The 12589-nt window shown below is 70.4% G+C and carries 13 protein-coding genes and 1 pseudogene; 10 read left to right on the top strand and 4 right to left on the bottom strand.

All coding sequences use genetic code 11. The features are described 5' to 3' along the window. Positions 1 to 57: 57 nt before the first annotated feature. On the bottom strand, positions 58 to 1026 hold the full coding sequence (locus GQQ92_RS05855; RefSeq protein WP_232057525.1) for a putative F420-0 ABC transporter substrate-binding protein: 969 nt from the start codon (positions 1024 to 1026) through the stop codon (positions 58 to 60). Between the two features lie 552 nt (positions 1027 to 1578). On the opposite strand from GQQ92_RS05855, the gene GQQ92_RS05850 reads away from it, so the two are divergent. From GQQ92_RS05850 to GQQ92_RS05820, 7 genes are all read left to right on the top strand, one after another. Then, a complete protein-coding gene (locus GQQ92_RS05850) occupies positions 1579 to 2544 on the top strand; it encodes an alpha/beta hydrolase (protein ID WP_156998312.1) in 966 nt (321 codons plus the stop codon). Beyond that, positions 2541 to 3953, top strand: coding sequence for a dihydroorotase (locus tag GQQ92_RS05845; protein ID WP_156998311.1), 1413 nt, complete (start codon positions 2541 to 2543; stop codon positions 3951 to 3953). The genes GQQ92_RS05850 and GQQ92_RS05845 overlap by 4 nt, the downstream gene beginning before the upstream one ends. A 2-nt stretch (positions 3954 to 3955) precedes the next feature. After that, complete coding sequence (locus tag GQQ92_RS05840; protein ID WP_156998310.1) at positions 3956 to 4930, top strand: LLM class flavin-dependent oxidoreductase; 975 nt, start codon at positions 3956 to 3958, stop codon at positions 4928 to 4930. A gap of 71 nt (positions 4931 to 5001) precedes the next feature. Then, positions 5002 to 5841 (top strand): ABC transporter ATP-binding protein, encoded by an 840-nt coding sequence (locus tag GQQ92_RS05835; RefSeq protein WP_156998309.1) that lies wholly within the window; start codon positions 5002 to 5004, stop codon positions 5839 to 5841. Further along, the gene (locus tag GQQ92_RS05830) at positions 5838 to 6674 is read left to right on the top strand and encodes an ABC transporter permease (protein WP_156998308.1); all 837 of its coding nucleotides are present in this window, start codon (positions 5838 to 5840) and stop codon (positions 6672 to 6674) included. Before GQQ92_RS05835 ends, GQQ92_RS05830 begins: the two co-directional genes overlap by 4 nt. Further along, entirely contained in the window at positions 6671 to 7507 is an 837-nt protein-coding gene (locus GQQ92_RS05825) for an ABC transporter permease (RefSeq protein WP_156998307.1), read from the top strand. The genes GQQ92_RS05830 and GQQ92_RS05825 overlap by 4 nt, the downstream gene beginning before the upstream one ends. A gap of 203 nt (positions 7508 to 7710) precedes the next feature. Next, positions 7711 to 7854 carry a hypothetical protein gene (locus tag GQQ92_RS05820; RefSeq protein WP_156998306.1) on the top strand — a complete coding sequence of 48 codons (144 nt, stop codon included), beginning with the start codon at positions 7711 to 7713 and terminating at the stop codon, positions 7852 to 7854. 55 nt (positions 7855 to 7909) lie between these two features. Here GQQ92_RS05820 and GQQ92_RS05815 read toward each other — a convergent pair whose 3' ends face one another. The 3 genes from GQQ92_RS05815 to GQQ92_RS05805 all read right to left on the bottom strand — a co-directional run bounded on the left by GQQ92_RS05815 (position 7910) and on the right by GQQ92_RS05805 (position 9825). Next, on the bottom strand, positions 7910 to 8299 hold the full coding sequence (locus GQQ92_RS05815) for a VOC family protein (protein WP_156998305.1): 390 nt from the start codon (positions 8297 to 8299) through the stop codon (positions 7910 to 7912). Further along, complete coding sequence (locus tag GQQ92_RS05810) at positions 8296 to 8577, bottom strand: ArsR/SmtB family transcription factor (protein WP_156998304.1); 282 nt, start codon at positions 8575 to 8577, stop codon at positions 8296 to 8298. Before GQQ92_RS05810 ends, GQQ92_RS05815 begins: the two co-directional genes overlap by 4 nt. Before the next feature lie 168 nt (positions 8578 to 8745). Continuing rightward, positions 8746 to 9825: an ABC transporter substrate-binding protein gene (locus tag GQQ92_RS05805; protein WP_156998303.1), complete on the bottom strand. Its 1080-nt coding sequence runs from the start codon at positions 9823 to 9825 to the stop codon at positions 8746 to 8748. 81 nt (positions 9826 to 9906) lie between these two features. Between GQQ92_RS05805 and GQQ92_RS05800 the strand changes: the two are divergent. The 3 genes and pseudogenes from GQQ92_RS05800 to GQQ92_RS05790 form a co-directional block, all read left to right on the top strand. Continuing rightward, a pseudogene (locus tag GQQ92_RS05800) lies at positions 9907 to 10581 on the top strand (NADP-dependent oxidoreductase); the annotation flags it as partial. Further along, positions 10578 to 11201 carry a TetR/AcrR family transcriptional regulator gene (locus GQQ92_RS05795; protein WP_156998301.1) on the top strand — a complete coding sequence of 208 codons (624 nt, stop codon included), beginning with the start codon at positions 10578 to 10580 and terminating at the stop codon, positions 11199 to 11201. The pseudogene GQQ92_RS05800 and the gene GQQ92_RS05795, both read left to right, overlap by 4 nt. Positions 11202 to 11555: 354 nt before the next feature. Beyond that, a complete protein-coding gene (locus GQQ92_RS05790; protein ID WP_156998300.1) occupies positions 11556 to 12560 on the top strand; it encodes an alcohol dehydrogenase catalytic domain-containing protein in 1005 nt (334 codons plus the stop codon). Positions 12561 to 12589: the final 29 nt, after the last annotated feature.

Below are 12589 nucleotides of genomic sequence, written 5' to 3'. Positions count from 1 at the left end.
ATGCTGCGTCTGGTCTCGAGACGCTCGCTGCGCTCGCTCCTCGACCGGCGACGCGCATCAGAAGCCCAGGGCCCCGAGTTGCTCGACCGTCGAGGCCACGGCGCCGACGTTGCGCACGCCGGCCTCGGTCGACGGGAAGTCGAGCACGACGTACCGCTGCTCCTTCACGGCCGGCAGTTCCGCGGTCGCGGGGTTCGACTCGAGGTGCGCGATCTTCTGGTCGGCCGTGTTCCACGCGGCATCCACCAGCACGATGACGTCGGGGTTCGCGTCGACGATCGCCTCCCAGCTCATCGAGGTCCACGTGTCGTGCACGTCCTTCGCGATGTTGTCGAGCCCGGCGGCGCCCATGATCATCTGCGGCGCTCCGATGCCGGCCCCTACGTAGGGCGTGTCGTCTCCCGAGCTGTACCAGAGGGCGGTGAGGCCGTCGTCGTTCGGCTCGATCGCGTCGAGGTCGGCGCGCTGCTCGGCGACCAGGTCGGCCGCGGCATCCGGAACACCGAAGAGGTCGCCTGCCTCGCCGAACTCGCGGAAGACCTCGTCGAACGTGAGCGGATCGGGCATGTAGCCCTCCTCCTTGCACGCCGCGGGGGCGACGTAGCTCGCGACGCCGAGCTTCGCGAGGGCGTCGCGCTCGCCGGCGCCCTCGGCCGAGAGGTTCGACTCCCAGCCGGCGAAGACGAGGTCGGGCTCGAGGGCGAGCGTGGCCTCCTGCGAGGGCACTTTGTCGGAGACGACGTCGATGCCGGATGCCGCGTCGGCGTACTCGTCGGGCACGGGGCCGTCGCTGAAGGCCGAGCCGATGACCCGGTCGGCGAGACCGAGGGCGAGCATGAGCTCGAGCGTCGAGGACTTGACGGTGAGCACCCGCTCGGGGGCGGCCTCGAGGGTGACCTCCGTGCCGCAGTTGTCGACCGTGATGGGGTAGCCGGATGCCGCGGCCGAGGCGTCGTCGGCGACGGGCGTGGCGGCGGGCGAGGCGGCGGTGGGGCTCGCGCAGCCGGTGAGGATGACGGCGCCCACGAGCAGTGCGGCGCCGACGGCCGGGCGGCGGAGGGGGGCGGGGCGGGGGTCGGCGGGTCTCGAGACGGCGCTGGCGCGCCTCCTCGACCGGCGGGTGGTGTCGGCGGGGCTGCTCGACCGGGGGGCGGACTCGGCGGGTCTCGAGACGGCGCTGGCGCGCCTCCTCGACCGGCGTTCGGCGCTGGCGCGCCTCCTCGACCGGCGGGTTGTGTCGGCGGGGCTGCTCGACCGGGGGGCGGCGTGACGGGAGATGGGCATGATTCCTCCGGGACGGTTCGGTGCGGACTTCGACAGATGTCGACGACTCACGGCCCAATCCCGGGCCATCACAACCGATCAGAGCGGATCGGCGGTCGGGTTCATCCTACGACTGGCGTCGATTCTGAATCAATACTGGATTCTGGATCCAATTTACGTCATGATGACAGCGCGGGCCGAATCGGAGCATCCGATCCGGACCACCGGGCGGCGAATCGCCCGACCGCGTCCCGGGTCCCGCGCACTGCACCTCCGCCGCTCCGCAGCGACGAGATCCGAGAGGACCAGCACCACATGAAGACCACGAACGTCGAGTTCACCAGCGAAGGCGACCGGCTCGCCGCCATCTGGCGCACCCCAGAGACCCCCGGCCCCCACCGCGCGATCGTGCAGGGCCCGGGCTGGCTCGGCCTGAAGGACGCCAAGCTCTACGTGCGCTACCACGAGGCGCTCGTCGCCGCCGGCTTCGCCGTGCTCATCTTCGACTACCGCGGCTTCGGCGACTCCGAGGGCGACCGCGGCATCCTCTCGCCCGCCCGCCAGCTCCAGGACCTCGTCAACGCCGTGACCTACCTCACGACCCGCGACGACGTGATCGCCGACGCGATCGGCGTGTTCGGCACGGGCGGCACCGGCGGCGGCAACGCCGTGCTCCTCGCGGGCGCCGACCCCCGCGTCCGTGCGGCCGTCAGCCAGGTGCCCGTCGCCGACGGCGCCGACTGGCTGCACCGCATGCGCCAGGAGCACGAGTGGCTGGCCTTCCTCGCGAGCCTCGACGAGGACCGCAGGCTCCGCGTCGCCACCGGGGCGGGGCGGCTCGTGCACCCGCGCGAGGAGATCATGGTGCCGACGCCCGAGCGCCGGGCCACGACCATCAAGGCCGACGTCGACGACCGCATCCCGAGCGCCATCCCGCTCTCGTGCGCCGAGGAGATCCTCGCCTACCGCCCGATCGACGCCGCCGAGCGTCTCACCACGCCGCTCCTCGTGATCGGCGTCGAGGGCGACGCGACGACGCCCACCGACCACGCCGAGGCGCTCTACACCGCGGCCAAGGGGCCGAAGCAGCTCATCATGCAGCGGCACACCACCCACTACGCGGCATACGACCGCTACTGGGAGCAGACCACCCCGCGCATCGTCGACTGGTTCGACCGCCACGTGCGGCCGAGCGACGTCGACATCCGCACCACCGACTCGCCGCAGTCCGGCGAGTCCATCGAACACCTGGAGGCACCACGCATGGAGGCAGGACAGTGAGCATCGACCTCAGAATCACCGGCGGCACCGTCGTCACCCCGAGCGGCCCCGTCGCGGGCGACCTGCTCGTGCACGGCGGCAAGGTGGCCGGCGTCGTCGCCCGAGACGTCGCCGTCGACGCCAGGCGCACCATCGACGCATCCGGCCGGCTCGTGCTGCCCGGCATGGTCGACGTGCACGTGCACACCCGCGAGCCCGGCTACGAGCACAAGGACGACGTGCTCACCACCAGCCGGCAGGCCGCGGCCGGCGGCGTGACCACGATGTTCGGGATGCCGAACCTGAAGCCCCCGACCGTCGACGTCGCGACCCTCACCGACGTGTTCGAGCGCTACGCGACCTCGTCGATCGTCGACTGGAACCACAACCCGGCGCCGACGAAGTTCGACGACATCGTGCCCATGGCCGAGATGGGCATCAACGCCTACAAGATCTACATGGTCGTCGACACGGGCCGCGACTACCCGCACCCGTCGGGCACCGGCATCCACGACCACGGCCACCTGCTGCAGATCATGGATCGGATCGCCCCCACCGGCAAGCGGTTCATCATCCACCCGCACGACCAGAAGCTCATGGACTACATCGAGGGCGCGGTGCTCGCGAGCGGCGACAACACGCCCGAGGGCTACGCCTCGGCGTACGCCGCGCGCGAGGGCGTCATCTGGGACACCGCGATCGACGTCGTGCTGCGGCTGGCCGAGGCATCCGGATGCCCCGTCCACATCGCGCACATCCAGACGCGCCGATCCATCGAGGCCGTGCGCCGCGCCAAGGCCGCCGGCGTCGACGTGACCTGCGAGGTCAACCACTGGGCGCCGTTCCTCTCCACGTGGGACGACGTGCAGACGCTCGGGCCGTACGCGCTGTCGTACTGGGTGCCCGACGAGAACCGCGCCGCGATCTGGGAGGGCATGCGCGACGGCACCATCGACATCGCGAGCTCCGACCACGCCCCGCACACGCGCGAGGAGAAGGAGATCGGCTGGACGCAGATGTGGAGCGCCCACACGGGCACCCCCGGCATCCAGTACTACTACGAGCTCTTCCTCGACGCCGTGAACCAGGGCCGCCTCGAACTCGACCGCGTCGTCGAGATGGTCGCCGAGATCCCGGCCGACAAGTTCGGCCTGGCGGGCATCAAGGGCGCGCTCACCGTCGGCGCCGACGCCGACATCGTGATCGCCGACATGAACCACGAGTGGACCATCACCGACGACGACGTGCTGTCGAAGACGGGCTGGACGCCGTACAACGGCCGCACCATCAGCGCGCGCATCGAGCGCACGATCGTCCGCGGCCAGGACGTGTACGCCGACGGCGTCGTCGTCGGCGAGCCCGGTTTCGGGAAGCTCGCGGCCGCTCCGGCCGCACGACCGGCCGAACTGGCCGCAACGGAAGGGAACTGACCATGAAATTCGGTCTGCTGCTGCCGCACTTCGGCGAACAGGCGAGCAAGGAGAAGCTCCTCGAGGGCTCCAAGCGCGCCGAGGAGCTCGGCTTCGACTCCGTGTGGGTCCGCGACCACCTCGTCTTCGAGCCCCACGGCGAGATGGAGAAGCCGAACCGCACGTTCTACGACGCGCTCACCACGCTCACCGCGATCGGCGCCGTCACCGAGAAGCTCGAGCTCGGCACCGGCTCGCTCATCCCGTTCCGCCACCCGCTCGTGACGGCGCTCATGGCCGGCACCATGACGCAGCTGCTCGGCCCGCGCCTCATCCTCGGCTTCGGCGCCGGCACCTTCGACCACGAGTTCGACGCCATCGGCTGGGGCGACATGGACCGCGTCGAGATGGTGCGCTCGAACGCCGAGATCCTGAAGCGCGTCTTCACCGAGAACGACGTCACCTACGACGACGGCATCTTCTCCTTCGAGAACGTCACCATCGAGCCCAAGCCCGTCGGCGGCCGCGTGCCGTTCTGGTACTGCGGCGCCACCCCGCGGTCGGCCCGCCTCGCGGCCGAGTACGCCGACGGCTGGATGCCCGGCCGCATCTCGCTGGCCTCCATCGAGAAGCGCATGGGCGTCATGAAGGAGATGACGGATGCCTCGGGCCGGCCCATGCCGACCGTCGGCGTGATCCCGCCGACCTCGATCGAGGAGACCCGCGAGGAGGCGCTGAAGGATGTCAACGTCCCCGGCCTGCTCGCCTGGGCGAACAAGGCGAAGTTCGCGGTCAAGCCGCCGTCGGGCGTCTTCGAGACCGTCGAGGACCTCGAGGGCCAGCTCATCGTCGGCAACCCCGACGAGGCCGTCGAGGAGATCAAGAAGTTCCAGGCGACCGGCGTCGACCACCTCGTGTTCGACTTCCGGTTCAAGTTCGACCGCTTCTTCGAGCAGATCGAACTGCTGGGCAACGAGGTGCTGCCGAAGCTGCGCTGAGGCGCGGCATCCGCCCCGCCCTGTGAGACGACGAGGTACCCGCGAGTGCGAGAGAGAGAAGGACGATGACGATGACGACCCCGACCGCCGAACGGGACGAGCCCGCGGCATCCGCCCCCCTGATCTCGGTACGCGACCTCACGGTCAGCTACCACGTCGCGCGCACGGGGGCCACGCTCACGGCCGTCGAGGGGGTGAACCTCGACGTGCACGAGGGCGAGTTCGTCACCGTGCTCGGCCCGTCGGGGTGCGGCAAGACCACGGTGATGAACGTCGTCGCCGGTCTCGTCGCACCCACGTCGGGCGAGGTGCTCGTCGACGGCCGACCCGTGACGGGCCCCGGCCCCGACCGGGCGGTCGTCTTCCAGGACTACGCGCTGCTGCCGTGGCGCACGGTCTTCGACAACGTGAAGTTCGGCCTCGAGATGCAGAAGCACCTCAAGGGCGACGGATGGCGCGACCGCGTGCAGGAGGCCATCGAGCTCGTCGGGCTCTCGGGCTTCGAGAACTCGTACCCGAAGGAGCTCTCCGGCGGCATGCAGCAGCGCGTCGGGCTCGCCCGCGCGATCGTCGCCGAGCCGCGGATCCTGCTCATGGACGAGCCGCTCGGCGCCGTCGACGCGCTCACCCGCGAGGTCATGCGCGACGAGATCGAGAAGCTCATCGCCGCGACCGGCAAGACGGTGCTCTTCATCACGCACTCGATCGAGGAGGCGATCCTGCTCGGCGACCGCATCGTCGTGTTCAAGAGCCACCCCGGCGCGATCAAGGAGGTCATCGAGACGAAGCTCGCCCGGCCCCGTTCCGAGCGCAGCGTGCAGAGCGACCCGAGGTTCCTCGAACTGCGCGACCACCTGTGGGACGCGCTCCAGGCCGAGGCGACCGAGGCCGCGGTGGCGGGCGGCTCATGAGCGTGCTCTTCGCCACCGGCGGCCCCAGGGTCGCCCGCGGCGGCCTCGCGGGGTGGCTCGCCGGGCTCTCCACCGGCGGCAGGGCCGCGGTCATCGCCGTCGAGGTCTTCGTGGTGCTGCTGCTCTGGCAGCTCATCGTGGGCTACTGGGGCATCATCAACCCGGTGTTCTTCCCGCCGCCGCTCGCGATCGCGCAGGGGTTCGCCGAGATCGTCGCGAACGGGTCGCTCGCGGCCAACGCCGCGGTCTCGGCCCAGGCGTGGCTCACGGGCTTCACGATCGCGGTGATCGTGGGCATCCCGGTGGGGCTGCTGATGGGCGCCTCACTGCCCGTCGACAAGGTCGTCGGACCGATCGCGTGGACCATCTACGCGACGCCGGCCATCGCCTACCAGCCGCTCGCGAAGGCGTGGTTCGGCTTCGGCATCGGGCCCGTCATCTTCCTCGTCGTGATCAGCGCACTGTTCCCGATCATGCTCAACATCGCGGCCGGCATGCGCACGACGAGCCCGTCGCTCCTGCGTGCGGCGCGCGTCTACGGCGGGTCCCAGCTCGACCTCTACCGTCGCGTCTTCCTGCCCTCGACGGTGCCGTTCCTCTTCGCGGGGCTGCGGCAGGCCGTGGTGCTCGCGACCATCGGCATGGTCGTCGCCGAGCTCTCGGGCTCCTCGAGCGGCATGGGCGCCCTCATCATCCGGGCCGCGAACACGTACCAGACCGATCAGGCGTTCGCCGCGATCGGCGTCGTCGTCTGCTGGAGCGTCGGCATGACCGGGCTCGTGACGCTCATCGAGCGCCGCGTCGCCCCCTGGACCAGGAAGGCACGACGATGACCGCCACGGTCTCCATCGAGACGCTGAACGCCCCGCCGCCGCGCCGCCGCCGAACGGGGCCCGGCAAGTGGACGTGGCTCCTGCTCGCGGTGATCGCCGGGATCCTGCTCGTCTGGGAGGCTGCCGTCTCGTGGCTGCACCTCGTGCCCGCGGCGTTCCTGCCTCCGCCCACCGCGGTGCTCGCGTCCTTCCTGGAACTGCTCGTCGACCCCGAGTTCTGGCAGGCGTTCGCGTTCAGCATGCAGAACCTGTTGATCGGGCTCGTGCTCGCCGTCGTCGTCGGCGTGGCGGTCGGGCTCGCGGTCGGCTGGTCGCCGGTGCTGCGGTTCACCGTCGCACCGTTCCTGTGGCTGCTCTACTCGACGCCGAAGGTCGCCCTCGCGCCGCTGTTCATCCTCGTGCTCGGGCTCGGCAACGAGTCGAAGATCGCGCTCGTGTTCCTGCTCGCCGTCTTCCCGATCATCCTGAACACGATGGAGGGCGCCGTCACGGTGCCCGCCTCGCTCGTGAACGCCTCGCGCGTGTACGGCGTGAACGGGCTCGCGCTCGGCTGGAAGGTCATCCTGCCGGCGACGCTGCCGTACAGCCTGGCCGGCATCCAGCGCGGCGCCGCCCTCGGCTTCACCGGCGAGGTGCTCGGCGAGTTCCTCGGCGGCACCGGCGGGCTCGGCCACATGCTCGAGTTCGCGGCCTACCAGTTCCAGATGGACGAGGCGATCGCCATGGTCATCGTGATGGTCATCATCGCGAACCTGACGCTCACCCTGATCTCGGTGCTGCGCAAGCGTCTCGCGCCCTGGTACGACGACCGGCAGATCATGGGGCGCAGCTAGCCCCGCCCGAGGCGGCGGACGCCGCGTCGCGTCGCCCGGGCTCCGACCGCCGGCCCCCGTGTCATGCGCGGCACGGGGGCCGGCTCCCGTGCCGAGGTCGGCGGCCGACCTGCCAACCCGCCGGGAACGAGCGGCGCGAACGATGCGACCGCGTAGGGTTGCGCGCACGGGGCCGCTCGAGCTCCCGATCGAAGGTCGTCATCATGTCCGACAAGTCCCCCAAGAAATCCTCCTCGAAGACCGCAGCCACCCGCACGCTCAAGGAGAAGCGCGCCGACAAGAAGTCGAAGGTCGCCGGTCGTTCGACCGGAAGCGACATCACCGAGGCGACGCACCGCAAGAAGTAGCGGCCTGATCGGCGAGAGCCGTCGTCGCGCGTGTTCCGACGACGGCTCTTCGCACTCAGCCGGTGAACTGGGCGAGCTGGAGCAGGTTGCCGCAGGTGTCGTCGAGTACGGCGATGATCACCGGGCCCAGGTCGGTCGGCGGCTGCGTGAAGTCGACGCCGAGGCCCGTGAGCCGGTCGTACTCGGCCTGCACGTCGTCGACGCCGAGCACGCAGAACGGGATGCCGTCTGCCACGAGCGCCTCCGTGAAGGGAGCCGCCGCGGGATGGCCCTTCGGCTCGAGCGAGATCTGAGTGCCGTCCGGGCGGCCGTGTTCGACGACGGTGAGCCACCGGTGCTCGCCCATCGGCACGTCTGCGGCGATCTCGAAGCCGAGCTTGGTCGTGTAGAAGTCGGCGGCTCGTTGCTGGTCGTCGACGAAGATGCTGACGGTCTGCAGTTTCACCGTGGTGCCTCTCGTTGGGGCCATCGTTCGGAGATCTGCGCCAGCGGCGCGGTGTCGATGGTGTGGAGTCGGTAGCGTCCCCGACGCTCGGCGCGCACGAGGCCCGCCTGCTCGAGCACGCTCAGGTGCTGCGACACGGCCTGTCGCGTGGGCGTGAGGCCGTGTCGCATCGCGAGTTTCGAGCAGAGCTCGAACAGGGTCTGCTCGTCGCGCTCGAGGAGTTCGTCGAGGAGGAGTCGCCTCGTCTCGTCGGCGATCGCCTTGAAGACGTCGGTCACGACATCCACAATAGGCAAGTGGTTGCTTGCCTGTCAAGCGAGGCATCCGCACCGCGCCGGAACGGCGAGGCATCCGCACAGCGCCGGAACGGCGAGGAGCCCCCGCCGGCATGCGCTCCGGCGGGGGCTCCTCGATGTCGCGTCGGCCGGGGGCCGAGGGCGCGCCGATCAGGGGTAGGGCAGGGTCTCGGGTCCAGAGTTGTCGATGCCGAGCAGCTCCTGCGCCTTCTCGAGGTAGACGAGCTGCGACTCGTCGAACTCGATCGGTTCGAGCGACTGGGTCTCGACCGTGGTGTCCCACGCCTCGGTCCCGAAGTACAGGTTCGAGCAGGCGAGGTGCCCGTCGAGCACCCAGACGCTGTCGGAGCCGCGGAGGTCGCTGACGTCGAAGTCGTTGGCCTCGTAGATGTCGAGCGCCTCGTCGACGTTCTCGGGGAACTGGCCGGGCGCCGGCGCGGTCATGAAGTCGGTCGCCTTCAGCGTCGCCCGCAGGAACCGCACCAGCGTGTTCGGGTTCTCGTCGACCCAGCCGTTGCCGGCCACCTGCACGTCGTTCGCCCAGTTGCGCAGCGACTCGACGATGACGTTCGCGCCGTGCTCCTCGAGTGCGGGCAGGTCGTCCGCGTAGAACGGCTGCATCGAGATGCGGTCGTTGACGAAGAACTCGGTCCAGGACTCCGAACCGGGGCCGGGGTAGACGATCTCGGTGTTCACGGTATCGAGATCCCAGCCCTCCTCCTTCAGCACGAGCTTGCGCTGGAACTCGGCGGGGTCCCCGGGCGTGCCGGCGAGCACGATCGAGGTGCCCTCGAGGTCCGCGACCTCCGTGATGCCGTTCTGGGCGGCGAAGTCGAAGTTCTGCCGGCAGTAGTGACCGCCGACGAGGTCGATCTCGACCCCGCCGCGGATGGCCTCGATGACGGTGCCCGTCGACTCGACGCCGATGTCGGCGCTGCCGCTCGCGACGGCGGCCGTGACGTTGTCGGCCGTGATGACCTCGACGGTGAGACCCTCCTCCTCGTAGTAGCCGAGGTCGGTCGCGAGCACGTACATCGAGTACATCGTGATGTCGGGGAACGGGATCGCCACCGTGATCTCGGTGTCTTCGGGAGCCCTTGGTTCGCCGTCCTCGAGGGTGACCTGTTCGGCCTCGGCCTTCTCGTCGGTCGCGGCGCAGCCGGCCAGCAGCGTGAAGGCTGCGATGCCGGCGGCGGCCGCGAGGCTGTGTCGTCGGATGGATCTGCGCATGACGCTCCGTTCTGGTGTGGGTGGTCGAACGGGGCGTGCCGCAGAGTGCGGATGCCTCGTGCGAATTGGGGGATACTGTATCCAGAATCCTTGACCGTGTCCATGGTCTCTTCGCTGCTCGCTCTCACCGCCTGGCAGGTGCTCGTCGAGCGCGGAGCGGTGAAGCCCGGGCAGCGCGTGCTCATCCACGCCGGTGCCGGCGGTGTCGGTTCGATCGCCATCCAGCTCGCGAAGCACCTCGGCGCGCACGTCGCGACCACCGTCGGCGCCGCGAACGTCGAGTTCGTGCAGGCGCTGGGCGCCGACGAGGTCATCGACTACCGCTCGCAGGACTTCGAGGCCGAGCTCTCGGGCTTCGACCTCGTGCTCGACAGCCTCGGTGGCGAGAACCTCGAGAAGTCGTTGCGCGTGCTGAAACCCGGCGGCATCGCGATCGGCATCGCGGGCCCTCCTGACCCCGAGTTCGCCCGCGCCCAGGGTGCCAAGGCGATCGCCCGCATTGCGGTCGGCGCCATGAGCCGGCGCGTCCGTCGGCAGGCGAAGCGCCTCGGCGTCCGCTACGAGTTCCTGTTCATGCACGCCGACGGCGAGCAACTGCGCGAGGTCGCACGACTCGTCGATCAGGGCGTGATCCGCCCGATCGTCGCGGAGGTCGTCTCGTTCGACGAGATCCCGGCCAGCCTCGTCGCGATGAAGGCATCCGGCGGCCGTCGCGGCAAGATCGTCGCGACCGGAGCAGAGGCGGGAGGATCATGACGGACTCGGCGGCGGGCTCGGCACCGCTGGGGCGTCGCGAGCGCAACAAGCTCGAGAAGCTCGAACGGATCACAGCGGCGGCCCGTGAGCTCTTCGAGAAGCACGGGTTCACCGCGGTCACGACCCAGCAGGTCGCCGAGCGGGCGGATGTCGCGACCGGCACGCTCTTCCTGTACGCGGCGAACAAGGCGGAGCTGCTCCTGCTCGCGCAGAACGCCGACTACGTCGAGGCCCTCGAGCGGAGTCGGGCCGCGGCCGCGGCGGCATCGACCCGACTCGACGGCGTCATCGGCATCATCCGCCCGGTCGTCGAGTGCAACCGCAAGCGTCCCGAGAACGGCCGCGCCTACCTGCGCGAACTCGTGTTCGGCGACCCGGTCGAACCGCACCACGTCGCCGCCCGGGAGTTGAGCGCGCGGACCGAGGCGCTGATCGCCGAGACGCTGACCGGCGCGATCGGTCGCGGCGCGGCAACCGCACCGGTCGAAGGGGCGGCGGATATCGCCCGCATCGCCTCGGCGATCATGCTCCTCGCGATGGCCGGCGCCGAGCCCGATGCATCCGTCGACACAGTCATGGCCGGCATTCGCGATCAGCTCGCGAGGGTCGTTGTCGACTGAGCCGCGTATGCGTCGTCCGGTTTGCGTCGGCCGAGTCGGCGACGCGGTTCAATCGCCGGTGAGCGCTTGCGCGATCACCTGACGCGCTTCCATGACGTTCAGCCGCGGAAGTTGGCGACGAACTCCTCTGCCAGATCAAAGTCGCCGCTGACCAGCCACTGCGACTGCAGGCCGTCCCACAGGGCGAGCCGCGGCGCGCGACCGGCTCTCAGGATCGAGCTCGGGGCGCACAGGCCCCGATGCTGACGGTGTCGCAGCAGGTGGGGGCCGACCGTGGACACTCGCGGCAAAACTGGATACAGTATCCGAAAGCGCGGCGACGGACGCCGCCGCGGAGTCGGGAGCGAGGTGCGCATGCGAGCAGCCCTCCTGCGCACGAACGGCCTCGACGGCCTGGGCGTCGAGGCCGCGCCGCGCCCCGAACCGGGCACCGGCGAGGTGCTCGTCGCGGTCGAGGCGGTGAGCCTCAACCAGCTCGACCTCAACGTCATCGCCGGACTCGGCCCCGGGCGGGCGGCGCGACTGCCGCGCGTGCTCGGGCTCGACCCGGCGGGCACGGTCGTGCAGCTCGGCGCCCACGTCGACGAGGGCCTGCTCGGCCGACGCGTCGTGGCCAAGCCGAACATCCCGTGCGGAGGCTGCGCGAACTGCGCCCGCGGCCGCGAGGCCGACTGCCCCGCCCAGACCGTGCTCGGCGTGCACCGCGACGGCGGCGCCGCCGAGTTCGTGGCCGTGCCCGCCCGCAACGTGTTCGACCGCCACGACGTCGACGCCGCCACCGCGAGTGCGATCGTGCACAGCCTCCCCATCGTCATCAACGCCGTCGACGCGGCATCCGTCACCGCCGCCGACCGGGTGCTCGTCACCGGAGCCGGCGGCACCCTCGGGCACGTCGCCGTCGCCTACCTGCGCCACCTGGGTGCCACCGTCGTCGCCGCATCCCGCGCCGAGCTCGAGGCGAGCGACGGCGTCGAGCGCGTCGTCGCCCATGACGCCGCCGAGCTCGCGCAGGCGCTCAGCGCGTTCGAGCCCTTCGACGTCGCCCTCGACGTGAGCGGTCACGGCGGCATCATCGCCGCCGGCGTCGCCGCACTCGGCTGGGGCGGACGCGCGGTGTTCTGCTCCGCCTCGGTCGACGCCCGGCTCGAGCTCGACGCCCGCGACCTCTACCTCAACCGCAAGCAGGTGCGCGGCGTCGCGAGCGCCGACTTCGAACACGTGCGCCGGGCGCTCCGACTCGTGCAGCACGGCGACATCGCGCCGATCATCGGCTCGCGGCATCCGCTCGACGGCATCGTCGAGGCTTACCGTGGGTTCGGGGCATCGCCGCGCGGAAAGGTCGTCATCGATGTCGCCTGAGCCCGAAGGCCGGTCCGCCGCCAGCATCC

The organism is Agromyces terreus (genome assembly GCF_009749465.1).
In the GTDB taxonomy this organism is placed as follows: domain Bacteria; phylum Actinomycetota; class Actinomycetes; order Actinomycetales; family Microbacteriaceae; genus Agromyces; species Agromyces terreus.
The sequence above is the reverse complement of the archived record's forward strand: the minus strand, read 5'-3'. Positions and strand labels throughout refer to the sequence as shown.